The sequence below is a fragment of the Streptomyces sp. NPDC028308 genome (genome assembly GCF_055565855.1).
The window spans coordinates 181,058-202,302 of the sequence record NZ_JBVHTO010000018.1; the positions used below are offsets into that span (position 1 = coordinate 181,058).

Below are 21,245 nucleotides of genomic sequence, written 5' to 3' on the forward strand. Positions count from 1 at the left end.
GTTCCCGATCACCGCGGCGGGTGCCCGGGAGATCCGGTCAGTCCCAGGATCCGCGCGCCGCCGGAAGCCGTGCCACCGCCGCCAGATCCTCGGCCGACAGCCGCAGCCCGGCCGCCCGCGCGTTCTCCGTCACCCACCGCTCCCGCTTGGCGCCGGGCACCGGCACCACGTGCGGGCCCTGCGCCAGAACCCAGGCAAGCGCCACCTGCGCGGGCGTCACCCCGTCCCCGTACCGCTCGGCGATCCGGCGCAGCCCGACGACGATCGGCTGGTTGGCGGCCATCATCTCGGCGGTGAACCGCGGGTGCCGGGCGCGCAGGTCGTCCGGCTCGAACCCCTCGCCGGGCGTCAGCGTCCCGGTGAGGAACCCGTTGCCCAGCGGCATCGCGGCGAGGAAACCCACCCCGCGCGCCGCGCACCACGGCAGCAGCGCGTCCAGCGCCTCCGGCGACCACACCGACAGCTCGGCCTGCACCGCGCTCACCGGGAACACCTGTTGCACCCGCTCCAGTTGCCTGATCGTCCCGTCGTGCAGCCGGGCGCCCGGACGGCGTCGGGAGCGCGCGCCCACAGCGCACAGCCCGAGCGCCCGCACCTTCCCGGCGGACACCAGTTCCGCCATGGCCCCCCAGGTCTCCTCGACCGGTATCTCCGGGTCCGCGCGGTGCAGTTGGTAGAGATCGATCACGTCCGTCTGCAATCGGCGCAGCGAGGCGTCGCAGGCCCGTCTCACGTACCCGGGGCGGCCGTTGGCCACGATGTGCTGCTCGCCCACCAGCAGCCCGACCTTGGTGGACACGAACGCCTCGGAGCGCCGCTCCCTCAACACCCGTCCCAGCAACAGCTCGTTGGTGAACGGGCCGTACATGTCGGCGGTGTCCAGCAGCGACGAGCCGAGGTCCAGGGCCCGGTGCACCGTCCGCAGCGACTCGTCGCTCCGCTGCCGTGAACCGGTGTACGCCCAGTTCATCGGCATGCACCCCAGTCCGACGGCCCCCACATCGAGCGTCGCCGCACCGATCGTCCTGCGCTCCACCTGGCCGCACCCTCCCTCTCTGGCACCCCAAACTAACCAATGGACCGGCGCGGCCTTCGCATAGCCTCCTGACCATGACTTCCGATGTGTGGCTCCCGTTCGGCGCGGACGAGATCGACGGCCTCCCCGAAGGCCTCGACTACCGCTTCTGGAACGGTGACCAGGACTTTCCCGCGGACCCCGCCGAGTGTGCCTTCTACGTGGTGCCGTACATGAAGGGGGCCGAGGTCTCCGTACGCCCGCTGCCCCGCATGTCGTCCGTGCAGGCCCTGCAGACCCTGTCCGCGGGCATCGACCACGTCGAGCCGGGCCTCCGGCACCTGCGTCCCGGCGTGCGGCTGTGCAACGCCCGCGGGGTGCACGAGGCCAGCACCGCCGAACTCACCCTGGCGCTCGTCCTCGCCTCGCTCCGCGGCATCCCCGACTTCGTCCGGGGACAGGACCGGGAGGAGTGGCGCTCCGGGTTCCGCCCGGCCCTGGCCGACAAGTCCGTCCTCATCGTGGGGTACGGGTCGATCGGCGCCGCGATCGAGGACCGGCTCGCACCCTTCGAGCTCGCGCGGGTGGCGCGCGTCGCACGCTCCGCCCGCACGACGGAGCGCGGTCCGGTGCACCCGCTCACCGAACTCCCCGCCCTGCTGCCCGAAGCGGACGTCGTCATCCTGTCCACGCCGCTCAACGACACCACCCGTGGCCTGGCCGGGGCCGACTTCCTCGCCCGCATGAAGGACGGCGCCCTGCTCGTCAACGTCGCCCGCGGGCCCGTCGTGGACACCAAGGCCCTTCTCTCCGAACTGGAGAGCGGCCGGATCACCGCGGCGCTCGACGTCACCGACCCCGAACCGCTGCCCCCGGGGCACCCGTTGTGGCATGCGCCGGGCCTGCTCATCAGCCCGCACGTCGGCGGACCCACGTCCGCGTTCCTGCCACGCGCCAAGCGCCTGCTGGTCGCACAGTTGAACCGGTTCGCGCGCGGGGAGGCGCTTCAGAACGTAGTGCTCACAACCGGCGGGTAATCCGCGTACCGTTCACTCCCCGTCCGGTTCGGGCACCCTCCGCAGTCTCCCGAACGCGTTCCGTACGGTCATTCGTGCTGGTCGTCACGGAGCGTAGAGGAACTATGTCCCTGAGTGACGAGACTGGTGTATCGTCCCGACAGGGGCTGCGCCGTGCACCGTTCGGCGCCGGGGACGAAGAGTTCAAGACTGCGAGGGGGGCGACGGGCGATGCACGGCCTATGGACCAACGATCCGACGCGGCGGGGCCGCCGACGGCGACCCTGGCGGGCGGCGACGCGCAGGCGCGGCCACGGCCACGGCGGTCATCACCACCACCGCAGGCACAGCGGCCGCAGGAGGCACACGCACCCCGCGCACCGCGACCAGCGGGACCCCGCGGCGGCACGGACCGGGTGGGCGCGGTGAGTTCCCCGCCGCCGCCCACCGCCTTCGACGGAGCGCTGCGCCCGCAGCGGCTCCTCGGGACGCTGCTGACCCGCCGGCCGGAACCGGGCGGCGGGACGGGCCTGCGGTCGCAACTCGTCCTGGCCCTGGTCTGCGCGGCGTACGGAGTCGGGTCCGCGCTCGGCTGGGGTTCCCCCGGAGCCGCCCTCGTCATGGGCGACTTCGGACTGAGCGCCGCGGCGGGCACCGCCGCGGTCTCCTGCTTCCTGTACGCCCGCAGGCGCCGCATCCGGTTCCGCCCCGCGTGGCTGCTGTTCTCGCTGTCCTCCGCGATGGCCGCGCTGGGCAACCTGGTCTGGGGGTGGTACGAGGTCGTGCTCGGGATGCCCGTACCCAGCCCCAGCTACGCCGACCTGTTCTTCCTCTGCTTCGCCCCGCCCGCCATCGTGGGCCTCCTGGTGCTCGCCAAGAGGCCCGTGACGAAGGCCGGTTGGGTCTGCCTGGCGCTGGACGCCTGGCTGATCGGCGGCTCGCTGCTCACCCTGTCGTGGAGCCTGGCGCTGGCGCAGGCGGCGAAGATGGACGGGCCGAGCGTCGCGCACACCGCGCTCTCGCTCGCGTACCCCCTCCTGGACATCGCCCTCGTCAGCATGGTGCTCGCCCTGCACTTCCGGCGCTCGGCGGTCAACCGGTCCGCGGTGAACACCGCCATCGGCGCCCTCGCCCTCACCGTCATGTGCGACGCCCTGTTCACCTCGCCCCTGCTGCACAACAACTACCGCTCGGGGCAACTCCTCGACGCGGGCTGGTTCGCCGGCTCCCTGCTGCTCGCCTACGCCCCCTGGGTCGGCCTGCGCAACGGCCGGCACCCGGACGGCGAGGGGCACACGCGCGTGGTGCACGAGCACGTCCCCGGGCAGCGCCCCGGAAGCCCCCTCCACGGTCCCGCACAGGGCCAGGCGCCGTCCCCGGGGCACACCCCGCTGCCGGGACCCGCGCACGGCGGCGAGCGCGGACGCTATCCGGCCACCCGGCCCATCGCCGGCTCCCTGGCCGCGCTCACGCCCTACCTCGCCGCGGCCGTCTGCACGCTGGGCATCCTCTACAACGTGCTGAACGGCCACAGCGTCGACCGCGTCGTACTGATCACCGGCGGCACGGTCGTGCTCGCCCTCGTCGTGCGCCAGGGCATCATGCTGCTCGACAACATCACCCTCACCCAGGAACTGGCGCAGAAGGAGAACCACTTCCGCTCCCTGGTGCAGGGCTCCAGCGACGTCATCATGATCGCCGCCCCCAACGGCATCCTCCGGTACGTGAGTCCGGCCGCCGCAGGTGTGTACGGACGCCCCGCCGAGGAGCTCGTCGGGTCCGAACTGGCCGCGCTCATCCACCCCGAGGACCTCGGCTGCGTGGTGCACGAGGTGCGCCGCTTCCTGGCCGCCAGCCACACCGAGGAGCCCACCACCCGCATCGAGTGCCGCTTCAAGTCCGGCGACGGCGGCTGGCTCAACGTGGAGTCCACCGTCAACCGCCATCACGGCGGCCTCATCTTCAACAGCCGTGACGTGACCGAACGGGTCCGCCTCCAGGCGCAGTTGCAGCACAACGCCGAGCACGACCCGCTCACCGACCTGCCCAACCGCGCCCTGTTCACCAAGCGCGTCCAGCAGGCCCTGTCCGGCCGCCGCTCGACCGACCGCGGCACCGCCGTCCTCTTCATCGACCTCGACGGCTTCAAGGCGGTGAACGACACCATCGGCCACCAGGCGGGCGACGAACTCCTCGTCCAGGCCGCCCGCAGGCTCCAGGACTCGGTGCGGCAGGGCGACACGGCCGCGCGCCTCGGCGGTGACGAGTTCGCCGCCCTCATCGTCGGCGACGGCGCCCGCGACCGCTCCGCCCGCGAACGGCACATCATGGAGCTGGCCGACCGGCTCAGGATCACCCTGTCCCAGCCGTACGCCATCGACGGCAACGATGTCCGGGTCGCCGCCTCCATCGGCGTCGCCTTCGCCGAACCGGGACTCGGCGCGGGCGAGCTCCAGCGCAACGCGGACCTGGCCATGTACCGCGCCAAGGGCGCAGGCAAGGGCCGGGTCGAGCTGTACGCGCCCCAGATGCAGCAGGACGTCGTCCGCAAGGCCGAGCTGGCCACCCGGCTGCGGGCCGCCCTGCACGACGGCGAGTTCGCCCTGCTCCACCAGCCCGTCGTGGCCCTGGAGAGCGGCCGGATCACGTCGGTCGCCGCCCAGGCCCGCTGGCGCTCCTCCCAGGGCGTCTTCTTCACCCCGGCCGAGTTCCTGCGGGTGTCCGAGGACAACGACCGCACCGCCGAACTCGGCCGCTGGATGCTGGAGCAGGCCGTCCAGCAGGCCGCCGAGCGCACCGCCACCGGTCTGTCCGTCCCCGTCGCCGTGCGGATGAGCGCCCGCCGACTGCTGGACCGCTCCATGCCGGTCGGCTCCGTCGAGGCACTGCTGACCCGGCACGGCCTCGCCTCGGGCGCCCTGGTCGTCGAGCTGTCCGACATGGACCCCCGGGTCTCCCTGGACGAGCTGGAGCGCCGGCTGAACGCGCTGCGGCGCATGGGGGTCAGGATCGCGCTGGACGGCTTCGGCAGCGGCTACGCGGCCATCACGGCGCTGCGCCGGCTCCCCGTCGACGTACTGAAGCTCGACCGCGGGCTGGTCGAGGGTGTCGTCGAGTCCGCGCGGCTGCACAAGATCACCAGCGGGCTGCTGCGCATCGCCACCGACCTCGGGCTGCAGTCCGTGGCCGACGGCGTGGACCTGCCGGAGCAGGTCATCGCCCTGCGCGCGATGGGCTGCACCCACGGGCAGGGCATGGCCTTCTCCGGACCGCTCGACGAGTACCGGTTGCGCCGGGCGCTGTCCCTCGGTCAGTACCCGGTGCCGCACGGACCGGTCGAGCCCGCTTTCGCCGGCGGCGGCGCGGGAATGTACGGGAGCGGTATGCCCTCCGTCTACGGGGGCGGCACGGCACTGCGCTCACATAATGAGACTCCCGTCCCACCCACTTGACAGTCGGTGCGTGCCGGGGGGAGGGTCAATGCCATGCGCACCCGAATTCTCGTACTTGGAAAGCGCGTCGGCTGAAGCTGGGGAACACCGGAGGACGATCCGGAGACACCCAGCGACCGCACCCGGCGCGCTCCCCTCGCTTGCCTCACGGCACGAGGGGTTTTTTGTTGCACAGGCGCCTTTCCATCAGCAGACGTACACCGCACAAACCTCGCAAAAACCCTCAGCATCGAGAAGAGAATGCCGATGACCGAGCAGGCCACCGGGGCCCACCATCCGCAGCCGCGGCCCCGTTCCGGAGGACATCAGTCCGCCCCCGAGCACGTGACGGGCGCGCAGTCCCTCATCCGCTCTCTCGAGGAGGTCGGGGCCGACACGGTATTCGGCATTCCCGGCGGTGCGATCCTCCCGGCGTACGACCCGCTGATGGACTCGACGCGTGTGCGGCACGTGCTCGTCCGGCACGAGCAGGGCGCGGGCCACGCGGCCACCGGTTACGCCCAGGCCACCGGCCGGGTCGGCGTCTGCATGGCGACCTCCGGCCCCGGCGCCACCAACCTGGTCACGCCGATCGCCGACGCCCACATGGACTCCGTGCCGATGGTCGCCATCACCGGCCAGGTCGCCTCCAAGGCGATCGGCACGGACGCCTTCCAGGAGGCGGACATCGTCGGCATCACGATGCCGATCACCAAGCACAACTTCCTGGTGACCAAGGCCGAGGACATCCCGCGGACGATCGCGGAGGCCTTCCACATCGCCTCCACCGGCCGGCCCGGTCCCGTCCTCGTCGACATCGCCAAGGACGCCCTCCAGGCGAAGACCACCTTCAGCTGGCCGCCCACCCAGGACCTGCCGGGCTACCGGCCGGTGACCAAGCCGCACGCCAAGCAGATCCGCGAGGCCGCGAAGCTGATCACCGCCGCCAAGCGGCCGGTCCTGTACGTCGGCGGCGGCGTCCTGAAGGCGCGGGCCACCGCGGAGCTGAAGGTCCTCGCCGAACTCACCGGAGCGCCCGTCACCACCACCCTGATGGCGCTCGGCGCATTCCCCGACAGCCACCCGCTGCACGTGGGGATGCCGGGCATGCACGGTGCGGTCACCGCCGTCACCGCGCTGCAGAAGGCCGACCTGATCGTCGCCCTCGGAGCCCGCTTCGACGACCGTGTCACCGGCAAGCTGGACAGCTTCGCCCCGTTCGCCAAGATCGTCCACGCCGACATCGACCCGGCGGAGATCGGCAAGAACCGCGCCGCCGACGTGCCGATCGTCGGTGACGCCCGCGAGGTCATCGCCGACCTCGTCCAGGCCGTCCAGAAGGAGCACAGCGACGGCCACCTGGGCGAGGCCGCCCGGTCGAAGTACGCGGCCTGGTGGAAGGACCTCGACCGCTGGCGCGAGACGTACCCGCTGGGCTACGAGCAGCCCGAGAACGGCTCGCTGTCGCCGCAGCAGGTCATCGAGCGCATCGGTCAACTCGCCCCGCAGGGCACGATCTTCGCGGCGGGCGTCGGCCAGCACCAGATGTGGGCCGCGCACTACGTCCAGTACGAGCAGCCCGCGACCTGGCTGAACTCGGGCGGCGCCGGGACGATGGGCTACGCGGTCCCGGCCGCGATGGGTGCCAAGGCCGGGGTCCCGGACCGGACGGTCTGGGCGATCGACGGCGACGGCTGCTTCCAGATGACCAACCAGGAACTCACCACCTGCGCCCTGAACAACATCCCGATCAAGGTCGCCATCATCAACAACGGCGCCCTCGGGATGGTCCGACAGTGGCAGACCCTCTTCTACAACCAGCGGTACTCCAACACCGTGCTGCACTCCGGCCCCGGGGCCAGCGGCAGGGAGCCCAGCGCCGGCACCCGCGTCCCCGACTTCGTGAAGCTGTCGGAGGCCATGGGCTGCCACGCGATCCGCTGCGAGTCCCCGGACGACCTCGACAAGGTCATCGAGGAGGCGAACTCCATCAACGACCGCCCGGTCGTCGTGGACTTCATCGTCCACGAGGACGCGATGGTGTGGCCGATGGTCGCCGCCGGCACCTCGAACGACGAGATCATGGCCGCCCGGGACGTCCGCCCCGACTTCGGCGACAACGAAGACGACTGAGAGCCGCAGGAGAAGGAACGCCACCCATGACCAAGCACACGCTCTCCGTCCTGGTCGAGAACAAGCCCGGTGTCCTCGCCCGGATCACCGCCCTGTTCTCGCGTCGCGGCTTCAACATCGACTCGCTCGCGGTCGGTGTCACCGAGCACCCCGACATCTCCCGCATCACCATCGTGGTGAGCGTCGCCGACCTGCCGCTGGAGCAGGTGACGAAGCAGCTCAACAAGCTCGTCAACGTCCTGAAGATCGTCGAACTGGAGCCGGGTTCCGCCGTTCAGCGGGAACTCGTTCTGGTGAAGGTGCGCGCGGACAACGAGACGCGCTCGCAGATCATCGAGATCGTCCAGCTGTTCCGCGCCAAGACCGTCGACGTCTCCCCGGAGGCCGTCACCATCGAGGCCACCGGCGGCAGCGACAAGCTGGAGGCCATGCTCAAGATGCTGGAGCCGTACGGCATCAAGGAGCTGGTCCAGTCCGGCACGATCGCCATCGGCCGGGGCGCCCGCTCCATCACCGACCGTTCACTGCGCGCGCTCGACCGCTCCGCCTGACGCTCTCGGCCGGGGACCGATCGTCCCCGGCCACGGCACGACCGGAAACGGACGGTCCGCAGCCGCGGACCGCCCGTATTCCGAGACCCGAAGACTTCCCTTCCCCCGCCCGCCGTACGGTGGCAAGCAGAACCAGCAATACCGCAAACGAGGAGAACCCCAGTGGCCGAGCTGTTCTACGACGACGATGCCGACCTGTCCATCATCCAGAACCGCAAGGTCGCGGTCATCGGTTACGGCAGCCAGGGCCACGCCCACGCGCTGTCGCTCCGTGACTCGGGTGTCGACGTCCGCGTCGGTCTGCACGAGGGCTCGAAGTCCAAGGCCAAGGCCGAGGAGCAGGGCCTGCGCGTGGTGACGCCGTCGGAGGCGGCGGCCGAGGCCGACGTCATCATGATCCTGGTGCCGGACCCGATCCAGGCCCAGGTCTACGAGGAGTCCATCAAGGACAACCTGAACGACGGCGACGCGCTGTTCTTCGGCCACGGCCTGAACATCCGCTTCGGCTTCATCAAGCCCCCGGCCGGCATCGACGTCTGCATGGTCGCCCCCAAGGGCCCGGGCCACCTGGTGCGCCGCCAGTACGAGGAAGGCCGCGGCGTCCCCTGCATCGCGGCCGTCGAGCAGGACGCGACGGGCAACGCCTTCGCGCTGGCGCTCTCGTACGCCAAGGGCATCGGCGGCACCCGCGCCGGCGTCATCAAGACGACGTTCACCGAGGAGACCGAGACCGACCTGTTCGGTGAGCAGGCCGTCCTCTGCGGTGGTACCGCCGCGCTGGTCAAGGCGGGCTTCGAGACGCTGACCGAGGCCGGCTACCAGCCGGAGATCGCGTACTTCGAGTGCCTCCACGAGCTGAAGCTCATCGTCGACCTCATGTACGAGGGCGGCCTGGAGAAGATGCGCTGGTCGGTCTCCGAGACCGCCGAGTGGGGCGACTACATCACCGGCCCGCGGATCATCACCGACGCCACCAAGGCGGAGATGAAGAAGGTCCTCGCCGAGATCCAGGACGGCACGTTCGCCCAGCAGTGGATGGACGAGTACCACGGCGGCCTGAAGAAGTACAACGAGTACAAGACCCAGGACGAGAACCACCTCCTGGAGACCACCGGCAAGGAGCTGCGCAAGCTCATGAGCTGGGTCAACGACGACGAGGCGTAAGCCTCGGGACGGCGGGCCGGAGCGTACTGTTCCGGCCCGTCGCCGAACCCGGGGTAACGCTGTTGTCCACTGAGGCCAGCCTCGTCCGGGTGATCCTTACGCGGAGGCGCAAGACGGCCCCCGCAGCGGCACTAGACTGCTGCACAACAAACGCGTCAGGCCCACAGCGTCGTGCGTCTTCCACGCGGCTCAAGCGACACCGAGGAAGTGAAGGCACGCCCCCACGCCACTCGGCGCGGGACGCCACCAGCACTCCCCGGGGCCGCCGACAACCCTCCACCGCATGCGGCCGTCGGGACGGCCGTCCGCATTGGACTTGTGAGGACTCACGTGAGCTCGAAACCTGTCGTACTCATCGCTGAAGAGCTGTCGCCCGCGACCGTGGACGCCCTGGGCCCGGACTTCGAGATCCGCCAGTGCAACGGCGCGGACCGCGCCGAGCTGCTGCCCGCGATCGCCGACGTGGACGCGATCCTGATCCGGTCGGCCACCAAGGTCGACGCGGAGGCCGTCGCCGCCGCGAAGAAGCTCAAGGTCGTCGCGCGAGCCGGCGTCGGCCTGGACAACGTCGACGTCTCCGCCGCCACCAAGGCCGGCGTGATGGTCGTCAACGCCCCCACCTCGAACATCGTGACCGCCGCCGAGCTGGCCTGCGGCCTCCTGCTCGCCACCGCGCGCCACATCCCGCAGGCCAACACCGCCCTGAAGAACGGCGAGTGGAAGCGGAGCAAGTACACGGGCGTCGAGCTCGCCGAGAAGACCCTCGGCGTCGTCGGCCTCGGCCGCATCGGCGCGCTGGTCGCCCAGCGCATGTCCGCGTTCGGCATGAAGGTCGTCGCCTACGACCCGTACGTGCAGCCCGCGCGCGCCGCCCAGATGGGCGTGAAGGTCCTGTCGCTGGACGAGCTGCTGGAGGTCGCCGACTTCATCACCGTCCACCTCCCGAAGACCCCCGAGACGCTCGGCCTGATCGGCGACGAGGCGCTCCACAAGGTCAAGCCCTCGGTGCGCATCGTGAACGCCGCGCGCGGCGGGATCGTCGACGAGGAGGCGCTGTACTCGGCGCTCAAGGAGGGCCGCGTCGCCGGCGCCGGCCTCGACGTGTACGCCAAGGAGCCCTGCACGGACTCCCCGCTCTTCGAGCTCGACCAGGTCGTCTGCACCCCGCACCTTGGCGCCTCCACCGACGAGGCCCAGGAGAAGGCCGGCATCGCCGTCGCCCGCTCCGTGCGCCTCGCCCTCGCCGGTGAGCTCGTGCCGGACGCGGTGAACGTGCAGGGCGGCGTCATCGCCGAGGACGTCAAGCCCGGCCTGCCGCTCGCCGAGAAGCTGGGCCGCATCTTCACCGCCCTCGCCGGTGAGGTCGCCGTCCGCCTCGACGTCGAGGTGTACGGCGAGATCACCCAGCACGACGTGAAGGTGCTCGAACTCTCCGCGCTCAAGGGCGTGTTCGAGGACGTCGTCGACGAGACCGTGTCGTACGTGAACGCCCCGCTGTTCGCGCAGGAGCGCGGCGTCGAGGTGCGTCTGACGACCAGCTCCGAGTCCCCGGACCACCGCAACGTGGTCACCGTCCGCGGCACGCTCAGTGACGGCCAGGAGGTGGCGGTCTCCGGCACGCTGGCCGGCCCCAAGCACCTCCAGAAGATCGTCGCCGTCGGTGACTACGACGTGGACCTCGCGCTCGCCGACCACATGGTCGTGCTGCGCTACGAGGACCGTCCCGGTGTCGTCGGCACCGTCGGCCGCGTCTTCGGCGAGGCCGGTATCAACATCGCGGGCATGCAGGTCGCCCGTGCCGCCGTCGGCGGGGAGGCCCTCGCGGTCCTCACGGTCGACGACACGGTCCCGCAGACCGTCCTCACCGAGGTCGCCGACGAGATCGGCGCCACGTCGGCCCGCTCGGTCAACCTCGTCTGAGTCGCACCAGGCCGCCACGCGCCGTACGGGAGTACGGGCCGCGCGAGCCGAGGGCCGGGTCACCTTCGGGTGATCCGGCCCTTCGCTTGTGCCCGGGCGGACGTCAGGGGGACGCGGTGCGCTCCGGCTCGATCAGGCCCTGCCGGTAGGCGATGGCGACGGCCTCCGTGCGCCCGGCCGCGCCCAGCTTGGCGAGGATGTTCGAGACGTGGACGCTCGCCGTCTTGCCGCTGATGAACAGCTCCTCGCCGATCTGGCGGTTGGTGCGGCCGAGGGCCAGCAGCCGCAGCACGTCGTACTCCCGGGCGGTCAGGACGGCGCCGTCCTGCGCGGCGGGTCCGGCCTGGGCGAGCCGGCCGCGCCGGGCCAGGGCGTCCAGGTCCTCGCACAGGGGCACGGCACCGAGCCGTTCGGCCGTCTCGTGCGCGGCGCGGATCTGCTCGGCGGCCTCCTCGCGGCGGTCCGCCGTCAGCAGCGCCTCCGCGAGCCGCCGCCGGCACCGCGCCAGCTCGTACGGGTCGCCGTACGCGAAGGCGGCGACGGCCTTCTCCCACGCGGCGACGTCGGGACCGGTGCGGGCGCGGGTCCACTCCGCCTCGGCGCGGGCGAGCCAGGCGAGCCCTTCCGGGCCCTGCCGTGAGCCGTCCTCGCCCTTGGAGGCGGTGGCCCGGGCCAGCTCGACCAGCTCGTCCGCCGTGTCCGTCCACCGGCCCAGCTCGGTCAGGTCGCCGGTCGTCCGCAGCTGCTCGGCCCGGTCGGCGACCGCGGCCAGGGCGAGCCCGGCCAGGTGCACCGCGACGTCCGGCCGTTCGGCCCCGGCCTCGCCCGCCAGCGTGGTGATCGTCGTACGGACCCGGGCGACGGCCGCCTCCGCGTCACCGCGCAGCGCCGCGGCGTCGGTCAGCACGATGCCCGCGACGAGCGTGGCCATCCAGTCGAAGGGGCCGTCGAGCAGGGCGAGCGCGCGGTCGGCCGCCGTGTGGTCGCCGCGCGCGAGTGCCACGTAGAGCGCCGGGCCGGTCGCGAAGCCGGCGGCGGCGGGCAGCCGCCCGGCGTCGGCGGCGGCCGCGCGGGCGCACTCGTCCCAGCGGCCCAGCGTGTAGAACAGCAGGGACTGCAGATAACGCAGTTCCAGCGCGTACGGCGAGGACAGCAGACCGGAGCGGCCCGCGCGGTCGAGTCCGTCGGAGAGCCAGGTCAGGCACTCGTCCAGGTCGCCCGACTCGTAGCAGCCGACCGCGAGGTTGAACAGGGCCCGCATCTCCACCGGGACGTTGCCCGCGCGCCGGGCCAGTCCGCGGGCCTCCGCCAGCCTCAGGCGGCCCTGCGGAGTGCGGCGGTTGTGTCCTTCGAGCCCGACCAGTGAGATCGTCAAGTCCGCCTGCGCGTCGGGGAGTCCGAGGTCCTCCGCGACGCGCAGGGCCTGCCGGGCGACGCGCTGGGCGTCCTCGTCGTGGCCCATGTAGCGGGCGGCCATGGCGTGGGTCGCCGCGGCCCAGACCCAGGTGCGCGACGGCGGCTCGGCGGGGATCATGGCCAGCGCCTCGCTGCTGTACGTGAACGCGGCCTTCAGCCGGTCGACGCGGATCAGGTTGCCCGCGAGGGTGTAGCGGACGCGCACGGCCAGTTCGGAGTCGGCGTCCGAGCCCGCCCGCGCGAGCGCGGCCCGGGTCAGGGTCACCGCCCGGTGGCTCTCGCCGGCGTGGGCTGCGGCGGCCGAGGCGCGCAGGGTCAGGGTGACGGTGTCGAGGCTGTCCTCCGGCCGGGCGGTGGGCGCCACGGCGGGCCACAGGTCGAGGGCGGCCTCCAGGTGGCGCAGCTCCTCGGCGGGCGCGCCGACGCCGGCCGCGTGGTCGGCGGCCTCCAGGGACGCGCGCAGGGCGTCGGCGAGGTCGTGGCTCTCCCGCGAGTGGTGGGCGCGCTCGGCCGCGCTCTTCGCCGGGTCGCCGCGGCCGGCCAGCAGACGGGCGAACGCCCGGTGCAGCCGCACCCGTTCACCCGGCAGCAGGTCGGCGTAGACCGCCTCGCGGATGAGGGCGTGCCGGAAGGTGTACGTGTCCTGTTCGGCCGGGACGAGGAGCTGTCTGCCGACGGCCTCGCGGAGCGCCGACTCCAGTTCCTCCTCGGGCAGTTGGACGGCGTCGCGCAGCAGCTCGTGCTCCACGCGGCGGCCGGCCACGGCGGCGGTGCGCAGTACCTGCTGGGCGGTGGCGGGCAGTTGCTCGAAGCGGATGAGCAGGACGTCGGCCAGGCCGCTGGGCATGGCGTCCGCTGCCGGGTCCGAGGAACCGGGTACGGCGTCGGCGGTGGCGGCGAGCAGTTCCTCCGCGTAGAACGCGTTGCCCTCGGCGCGCTCGACGATGCGGCGGACCGTGGTGTCCGGCACCGGGCCGGTGTTGAGGGCGCGCACCAGGGTGGCCACCTCCGCGTCGCGCATCGGGCGCAGCTCCAGGCGGTCGACGGCGGGCAGCCGGACCAGCTCGGCGAGCAGGGGGCGCAGCGGGTGGCGGCGGTGCAGGTCGTCGGCGCGGTACGAGGCGAAGACGGCGAGGCGCCGGGCGGGGGCGCTGGTCCCGGCAGTCCCCGGTGCCGCCGGGCCGCGGGTGTGGGGGAGCTGGGGCAGGCCGCGGCTGAGCAGGAAGCGCAGCAGGTCGCGGGAGGACTGGTCCGCCCAGTGCAGGTCCTCCAGGACCAGGAGGACCGGGGTGATCGCGGCGACGTCGCCCAGCAGGCCGGCCACGCCCTCGAACAGGCGCAGCCGGCCGCCCGCGTCCGAGGCGCCGTCGGCCCCGCTGCCGAGCAGCCGGTCGACGGCGGGGTGCGCCGCGAGCGCGGGCGCGAACCGCTCGTCGGCGGCGAGCACCCCGAGGATCTCGGTGAACGGCAGATACGGCAGGCCGACGTCGCCCAGGTCCACGCAGTGGCCGGTGAGGACGGTCGTGCCGGTGGCGGCGGCGTGTGCGGCGGCCTCCGTCAGGACGCGGGTCTTGCCGACGCCGGCGTCGCCCGCCAGCAGTACGGCGCGGGGGTCGCCGGTTCTGGCGCGGTCCAGCACGCCGGTGAGCCGGGACAGTTCGTCTGACCGGCCGATGAACGGCGTACCGAATGTCTGTGCCACGGGTCCATCCTGGCATGCGGGGGTGACACGGCACCCTGCAATAAGGCTGCCCTCCGGGGGCTGCGCCCCCGGCCCCCCACTTCGGCCTGGACGGCCTTGTCCTCAAGCGCCGGACGGGCTGGGTGTTCTCGGCCGGGGTGCCTTGTGTGCCGGGGTTGCTGGTGTCGTCCAGGGGCTGCGCCCCCGGACCCCCGCTTCGGCCTGGACGGTCTTGTCCTCAAGCGCCGGACGGGCTGGGTGTTCTCGGCCGGGGTGCCTTGTGCACCGGGGTTGCTGGTGTCGTCCAGGGGCTGCGCCCCCGGCCCCCCACTTCGGCCTGGACGGCCTTGTCCTCAAGCGCCGGACGGGCTGGGTGTTCTCGGCCAAGGACGTAGGTCCTGGGCGTTGGACGGGCTGGAGGGTCTTGGCCGGGGGGCGGAGTTCCTGGGCGCCGGACGGGTTGGGTTTTCTCGGTGGGGTGCCCCGTGCCCGCGCTGCCGGTGCCGTCCCGGGGCTCTGTGTCGGGCGTCAGGTCAGGGATTTTTCCGGAGTGGGGGTCGGGGTCGGGGTCGGGGTGGGGAGGCGGCGGAGGGTGGTGGTGGCCAGGGTCGCTGCCGCCAGGAGGAGCAGCGCTCCGGCGACGGCGGCGGCGTTCATGCCGCTGGTGAACGCCTCGCGGGCGGCCGTCGTCAGGGCGTCGCCCGCGCCGTCCGGCAGCCGGCGGGCGGTGTCCAACGCGCCGCCGAGGGTCTCGCGGGCCGCGGCCGGGGTGGTGGACGGCATCTCGTGGCGGTAGACGGCGGTGCCGATGGAGCCGAGGACCGCCATACCCAGCGCGCCGCCGAACTCCGCGCCCGTCTCCAGCAGGGAGGACGCGGTGCCCGCGTTGCCGACGGGGACCGTGCCGAGGGCGAGGTCCATCATCTGGGACATCACGGTGACGATCCCGGAGGCGAGGACGCCCGCGCCGGCCAGCACCAGCCACAGCGAGTCCGTACCGGCGAGGACGAGCAGGCCGTAACCGCACGCGGCCACGGCGAAGCCGCCGGCGACGACATGGGCGCGGTCCACGCCCTTCTGCACCAACTGCGCGGCGACCGGGGCGGCGACGCCGACCAGCACCGTCGGCAGCAGCGCCCACAGGGCGGCCTCCATGGAGCTCTTGCCGAGCACGGACTGGAGGTACTGGGTCGTGAAGAACGCCGATCCCATCATCCCGAACGAGGAGACCAGGTTGAGGACGACCGCCGGCGCGAAACCGCGTCCGCGGAACAACTCCGGTGGGATCAGGGGGGATTCGGCGGTGCGCTGGCGGTGTGCGAAGAGCGAGGTGAAGAGCAGGCCGACGGCGACGCAGACCACGTACCGCGGCTGCCAGCCCTCGGAGGGGATCTCCTTGACGCCGTAGATCAGGGGCAGCACGGCCGCCATCGACAGCGGCACGCTCAGCAGGTCGAAGCGGCCGGGCCGGGGGTTCCTGGACTCGGGCAGCAGGACCGGGCCGAGGACCAGCAGCAGCACCATCGCGGGCAGGTTGACCAGGAAGACCGAGCCCCACCAGAAGTACTGGACGAGGACACCGCTCATCACCGAGCCGAGCGCGATCCCGCCGGTCATCACGCCGGACCACAGGCCGACGGCCTTCGCGCGCTGGCCGGGGTCGGTGAACATCGTGCGGATGATCGCCATCGTCGACGGCATCAGGGTCGCGCCGCCGACACCGAGGAGGGCGCGGGCCGCGATCAGGGTCCCGGCGCTGTCCGCGTACGCGGCGAGCACGGAGGCCGCCCCGAAGGCGGCGGCGCCGCACAGCAGCAGCCGACGGCGTCCGATCCGGTCGCCCAGCGAGCCCATCGTCATGAGGAGCCCGGCGAGCACGAACGCGTAGATGTCGAAGATCCACAGCTGCTGGGTGCCGCTCGGCTCCAGGTCCGCGCTGATCGCGGGGATCGCGAAGTAGAGGACCGAGACGTCCATCGAGACCAGGAGCAGCGGAAGCATCAGGACGCCGAGGGCGGTCCATTCGCGGCGGCCGGCGCGGGGGCCGGGCGTGGGGGCGGGGCTCGTCGAGTGCGTCATGGCAGGGACTGTACGGGCGTCTTAAACGCTTGTCTAGAACGTTTGTATAGTACGGGTGTCAGAGACGCCTGTATGGGACGACCGTATGGGACGCATGTCTGGATCGGGGTACGCTCGCCTTTATGGGACACCGTGAGGATCTGCTCGACGGCGCCAAGCGCTGCCTGCTGGAGAAGGGGTTCGTGCGCACCACGGCCCGCGACATCGTCCGGGAGTCGGGCACGAACCTGGCGTCCATCGGCTACCACTACGGCTCGAAGGACGCGCTCCTCGCGGAGGCCTACGTCGACCTGATCGCGAACCTGGGCGAGGGCTTCGACGGTTTCGGCGGGGACGGCACGGTGGGGGAGCCGGGTTCCCTGGAGCGCTTCCAGGAGGTCTGGGCGAACATCACCCGGTCCTTCCGCGAAGCCCGCCCCGTCTGGATGCTGACCTTCGAGGTGATCACCGACGACGGCCGGCTGCCCGGGGTGCGCGAGCAGTTGGTGAAGGCCCAGGACGAGGGGCGCCGGGGTCTCGTCCCGCTGCTCATGGGCGGCCGGGAGTCCGACGTGGACGACGAGACGCTGCGCACGGTCGGCGGTTTCTACCAGACCCTGCTCAACGGCCTGTGCGTGCAGTGGCTCTTCGACCCCGACTCCGCGACGGACGCCTCGCATCTCACGGAGGGCCTGCGGCGGGTGATCGAGGCGTCGGCGAAGACGGCCGGCTGACGCCGCCCGCGTGCGGCACGGCCGCGGGGATGCCGGACGCGCCGTCTACAGGCGGGTCCCCTTGAGGGCCATGTGCAGCAGCAGGCGGTCCTCGCCGTCGTCCAGGTCGAGGCCCGTGAGCTGTTCGACCCGGGACAGGCGGTAGTACAGGGTCTGCCGGTGGATGCCCAGCGCCGCCGCGGTGCGTCCCGCCTGGCCCGCGCAGTCGAGGAACACCTCGGCGGTGCGGGCGAGTTCGCGGTGGGCGGGGGTCAGCAGGGTGCGGACGGCAGGGTCCTGGGCGGCGCCCGGGGGGAGCGAGGTCAGGAGCCGGAAGGGGCCGATGGACGCCCACTCGGCGACCGGGCCGAGACGCGGCTCGGCCAGTACGGCCCGGGCGGCGGCCGACGCCTCCTGCCACGCGGCGCCCAGTTCGGTGAGTCCGGCGCGCGCCCCGGCGACCCCGGCCGCCACGACCCCTGCGGTGCCCCCGGTGCCCCCGATGCCTCCGAGGTCGTGGGGTCCGGCCGTTCCCGCGAGGCGCCCGGCCGCCGGAGCCCCCGCGCCCGCCGCCTCCCGGACGAAACGCGTGGCCGCCGTCAGCGCCGGTGTCAGCACCTCCGGCGACCGCAGCCGCATCAGCAGCGCGAGGCTCTGCCCCGTCGCCCCCCAGGGCACCGTGCACAGCGCGGTCGCCCCCGGCACCGTACGCACGGACGGGGCGTCGTCCGGGTCGGCGGAGGGCCACGGGGCGACACACACGACCGTGTGCAGGCCGTCCCCGCGCGGGCCGAGCGCGGTGCGCAGCTCGGCCACCGCCATGTCCCGCTGCCAGCCCCGTTCGGCGGTGAGGACCGCCCGCAGCTCCCGGGTGAGGTCCGCGCCCGCCTGTGCCTCGTCGGCGAGCAGCGCCCCGATGCGGGCGGCGACCTCCATGGCGGCGGTCAGCTGCGCCGCCGTCGGCCCCGGATCGCCGTCCAGGAGCCACACGTAACCGAGGACGACCCCCCGATGGCGTACCGGCAGGCAGACGCGTCCGCGGTGGACGCCGGCCTCCGGCGCCGGCGGGATGCGGACCGGGCCCGTCGCCCGGGCGATGCCGAAGCCCTCGAACCAGGAACGGACCGCCGGCGTCGAGCGGCGGGTGAGGATCGAGCGGGTGCGCACGGGGTCGAGGGCGGCCTCGTCGAAGTCGCTCTCGCTGTCGTACGTGCCGAAGGCGATCAGCTCGAAGTCGCGGTTCTCCAGCGTCGCGGGGGCGCCGAGGAGCGCGGAGATCTCGTCCACCAGCTCCTGGTACTCGCCGCGTCCGGCCGGCCGGCCCGCCTTGAAATCGCCCGTCACACGGGCATTCTCCCTCATTCCCCCGGAGCCTTCATACAGATGTCTGAGATCCGGGGCACGGATGCGTGACAGCTGTCGATGGCCGAGGATCGGGGGGATCCTTAGGTTTCACGGTGGTTCTCCGTGCCGTACCCGGGCGTCCCCGCCCGGGGCCCGCGGCCGTCCGTACTTTCCGTGGAGGTGCCCCGTGCTGGGTCCCGTGATTCTCGCCGCGTCGCGCAGCGACAGGATGCGCCGCTTCGTGTCGGCGGCCCCCGGCACCAAGCAGGTGGTGGCCCGCTTCATCGCCGGTGAGACGGTCGACCAGGTCGTGCCGATCGTGCAGGACGCCGTCGGGAAGGGCCTGGAGGTCACCCTCGACGTCGTCGGCGAGGACATCACCACCCGCGAGCAGGCCGCCGCCGCCCGGGACGCCTACCTGGAGCTGATCGAGCACCTCGCGCGCCTGGAGCTCGGCACCCGCGCCGAGATGTCCGTCAAGCTGTCGATGTTCGGCCAGGCGCTGGAGGGCGGGCACGAGCTGGCGCTCGCCAACGTGCGCCCGGTCGTCGAGGCCGCCGCCGCCATCGGCACCACGGTCACCCTGGACGCCGAGGACCACACCACCCTCGACTCGATGTTCGCCATCCACGAGGAGCTGCGGAAGGACTTCCCGCAGACCGGCTGCGTCATCCAGGCCTACCTCTTCCGCACCGAGGCCGACGCCCGCCGCCTCGCCGCGAACGGCAGCCGGGTGCGGCTGGTGAAGGGCGCCTACAAGGAGCCCGCCGAGGTCGCGTACCAGGACAAGGCCGAGATCGACAAGGCGTACGTCCGTGTCCTGCGCACCCTGATGCAGGGCGACGGCTACCCGATGATCGGGTCCCACGACCCCCGGCTGATCTCCATCGCCCAGGAGCTCGCCCGGCTCGCCGGCCGCAAGCTCGACGAGTACGAGTTCCAGATGCTCTACGGCATCCGCGGCGAGGAGCACCTGCGGCTCGCCGCCGAGGGGCACCGGATGCGTGTCTACACCGCGTACGGCACCGACTGGTACGGCTACTTCATGCGGCGCCTCGCGGAGAAGCCGGCCAACCTCCTGTTCTTCGCGCGTTCGATCCTTACCAAGGGCTGAGCCCGAACCACCGCTCACTAAGGAGTTACGGAAACCATGGACGCTGTGACCCAGGTCCCCACCCCCGTCAACGAGCCGGTGCACGGCTACGCCCCCGGCTCCCCGGAGCGCGCCCGTCTGGAGGCCAAGCTCAAGGAGCTGGCCGAGAACCCCATCGAGCTGCCGATGACCATCGGCGGCGAGAAGCGGCTCGGTGGCGGTGAGCGCTTCGAGGTCGTGCAGCCGCACAACCACAAGGCCGTCCTCGGCACCGGCGCCAACGCCACGGCGCAGGACGCGCAGGACGCGATCGACGCCGCCCTCGCCGCCGCCCCGGCCTGGCGCGCGATGTCCTTCGACGACCGTGCCGCGATCATCCTGCGCGCCGCCGAGCTGCTGTCCGGCCCCTGGCGCGAGACCCTCGCCGCCTCCACCATGCTCGGCCAGTCCAAGACCGCCCAGCAGGCCGAGATCGACTGTCCCTGCGAGCTCGTCGACTTCTGGCGCTTCAACGTCCACTACGCCCGCAACATCCTGGCCGAGCAGCCCCCGGCCAACTCCCCGGGCGTGTGGAACCGCATGGACCACCGCCCGCTGGAGGGCTTCGTCTACGCGATCACGCCGTTCAACTTCAGCGCCATCGCGGCCAACCTGCCCACCGCGCCCGCGCTCATGGGCAACGTCGTGGTCTGGAAGCCGTCCCCGACGCAGACCCACGCCGCCGTGCTGCTCATGCAGCTCCTGGAGGAGGCGGGCCTGCCCAAGGGCGTCATCAACCTCGTCACCGGCGACGGCATCGCGGTCTCCGAGGTCGCCCTGGAGCACCGCGACCTCGCGGGCATCCACTTCACCGGCTCGACCAAGACCTTCCAGTACCTGTGGAAGACGGTCGGCAACAACATCGAGAAGTACCGCTCGTACCCCCGTCTGGTCGGCGAGACCGGCGGCAAGGACTTCCTGGTCGCGCACCCGAGCGCCGACCGCGCCGTCCTCAAGACCGCCCTGACCCGCGGTGCCTTCGAGTACCAGGGCCAGAAGTGCTCCGCGACCTCCCGCGCGTACATCCCCGCCTCCATCTGGAACTCCGGCTTCAAGGAGGAGTTCGCGGCCGAGGTCGACGGCCTGACCATGGGTGACGTCACCGACCTCACCAACTTCATGGGCGCCGTCATCGACGAGCGGTCGTTCGCGAAGAACAAGGCCGCCATCGACCGCGCCGGCTCGGACCCGGCCTGCACGATCGTCGCGGGCGGCTCCTACGACGACTCGGTCGGCTACTTCGTGCGCCCGACCGTCGTCGAGTGCTCCGACCCGGAGAACGAGGTCTTCCGCACGGAGTACTTCGGCCCGTTCCTCGCCGTGCACGTCTACGAGGACGAGCGGTACGAGGAGATGCTGACCCAGATGGAGTCGGTGTCGGACTACGCGCTCACCGGCTCGGTCGTCTCCAACGACCGTGCGGCGGCCGCGTACACGATGGACAAGCTCCGCTACGCCGCGGGCAACTTCTACATCAACGACAAGTCGACCGGCGCCGTGGTCGGCCAGCAGCCCTTCGGCGGCGGCCGTGCCTCCGGCACCAACGACAAGGCCGGCGCCCCGCAGAACCTGATGCGCTGGACGCTGACCCGCGCCATCAAGGAGACGCTGGTCCCGCCGACCGACTACACGTACCCGCACATGGGCTGACCTCCCGCGAGGTTCCGGGCC

The 21,245-nt window shown here is 72.1% G+C and carries 13 protein-coding genes; 9 read left to right on the forward strand and 4 right to left on the reverse strand.

The window, feature by feature from the left end; translation table 11 throughout:
- Nucleotides 1-37 precede the first annotated feature (37 nt).
- Nucleotides 38-1,036 (reverse strand): aldo/keto reductase, encoded by a 999-nt coding sequence (locus ACZ4VA_RS36180; protein ID WP_355783435.1) that lies wholly within the window; start codon nt 1,034-1,036, stop codon nt 38-40.
- 74 nt (nt 1,037-1,110) lie between these two features.
- Between ACZ4VA_RS36180 and ACZ4VA_RS36185 the strand changes: the two genes are divergently transcribed.
- From ACZ4VA_RS36185 to serA, 6 genes are all read left to right on the forward strand, one after another.
- A complete protein-coding gene (locus ACZ4VA_RS36185) occupies nt 1,111-2,052 on the forward strand; it encodes a 2-hydroxyacid dehydrogenase (protein ID WP_355783438.1) in 942 nt (313 codons plus the stop codon).
- 404 nt (nt 2,053-2,456) lie between these two features.
- Nucleotides 2,457-5,483: an EAL domain-containing protein gene (locus ACZ4VA_RS36190; protein WP_356171687.1), complete on the forward strand. Its 3,027-nt coding sequence runs from the start codon at nt 2,457-2,459 to the stop codon at nt 5,481-5,483.
- A gap of 240 nt (nt 5,484-5,723) precedes the next feature.
- Nucleotides 5,724-7,595, forward strand: a complete 1,872-nt coding sequence (locus tag ACZ4VA_RS36195; RefSeq protein ID WP_355781011.1) for an acetolactate synthase large subunit — start codon at nt 5,724-5,726, stop codon at nt 7,593-7,595.
- Nucleotides 7,596-7,621: 26 nt separating this feature from the next.
- Nucleotides 7,622-8,146, forward strand: a complete 525-nt coding sequence (gene ilvN / locus ACZ4VA_RS36200) for an acetolactate synthase small subunit (protein ID WP_355781014.1) — start codon at nt 7,622-7,624, stop codon at nt 8,144-8,146.
- Between the two features lie 162 nt (nt 8,147-8,308).
- Nucleotides 8,309-9,310 (forward strand): ketol-acid reductoisomerase, encoded by a 1,002-nt coding sequence (gene ilvC, locus ACZ4VA_RS36205; RefSeq protein ID WP_121406125.1) that lies wholly within the window; start codon nt 8,309-8,311, stop codon nt 9,308-9,310.
- 330 nt (nt 9,311-9,640) lie between these two features.
- Nucleotides 9,641-11,230 (forward strand): phosphoglycerate dehydrogenase, encoded by a 1,590-nt coding sequence (gene serA, locus ACZ4VA_RS36210; RefSeq protein ID WP_355781018.1) that lies wholly within the window; start codon nt 9,641-9,643, stop codon nt 11,228-11,230.
- A gap of 103 nt (nt 11,231-11,333) precedes the next feature.
- On the opposite strand, the gene ACZ4VA_RS36215 is transcribed toward serA, so the two are convergent.
- A complete protein-coding gene (locus tag ACZ4VA_RS36215) occupies nt 11,334-14,348 on the reverse strand; it encodes a helix-turn-helix transcriptional regulator (protein WP_468084109.1) in 3,015 nt (1,004 codons plus the stop codon).
- 507 nt (nt 14,349-14,855) lie between these two features.
- Nucleotides 14,856-16,406, reverse strand: coding sequence for an MFS transporter (locus tag ACZ4VA_RS36220; protein WP_468084111.1), 1,551 nt, complete (start codon nt 16,404-16,406; stop codon nt 14,856-14,858).
- Between the two features lie 122 nt (nt 16,407-16,528).
- Here ACZ4VA_RS36220 and ACZ4VA_RS36225 point away from each other — a divergent pair, with 122 nt between their 5' ends.
- The gene (locus tag ACZ4VA_RS36225; protein WP_355794068.1) at nt 16,529-17,119 is read left to right on the forward strand and encodes a TetR/AcrR family transcriptional regulator; all 591 of its coding nucleotides are present in this window, start codon (nt 16,529-16,531) and stop codon (nt 17,117-17,119) included.
- A 45-nt stretch (nt 17,120-17,164) separates the two neighbouring features.
- Here the strand turns inward: ACZ4VA_RS36225 and ACZ4VA_RS36230 are convergent, their stop codons facing one another.
- Entirely contained in the window at nt 17,165-18,460 is a 1,296-nt protein-coding gene (locus tag ACZ4VA_RS36230) for a PucR family transcriptional regulator (RefSeq protein WP_388904041.1), read from the reverse strand.
- A 169-nt stretch (nt 18,461-18,629) separates the two neighbouring features.
- On the opposite strand from ACZ4VA_RS36230, the gene ACZ4VA_RS36235 reads away from it, so the two are divergent.
- Together ACZ4VA_RS36235 and pruA are read left to right on the forward strand one after the other, a co-directional pair.
- On the forward strand, nt 18,630-19,556 hold the full coding sequence (locus ACZ4VA_RS36235) for a proline dehydrogenase family protein (protein ID WP_355792243.1): 927 nt from the start codon (nt 18,630-18,632) through the stop codon (nt 19,554-19,556).
- A 36-nt stretch (nt 19,557-19,592) separates the two neighbouring features.
- A complete protein-coding gene (gene pruA / locus ACZ4VA_RS36240; RefSeq protein ID WP_356171700.1) occupies nt 19,593-21,224 on the forward strand; it encodes an L-glutamate gamma-semialdehyde dehydrogenase in 1,632 nt (543 codons plus the stop codon).
- Nucleotides 21,225-21,245: the final 21 nt, after the last annotated feature.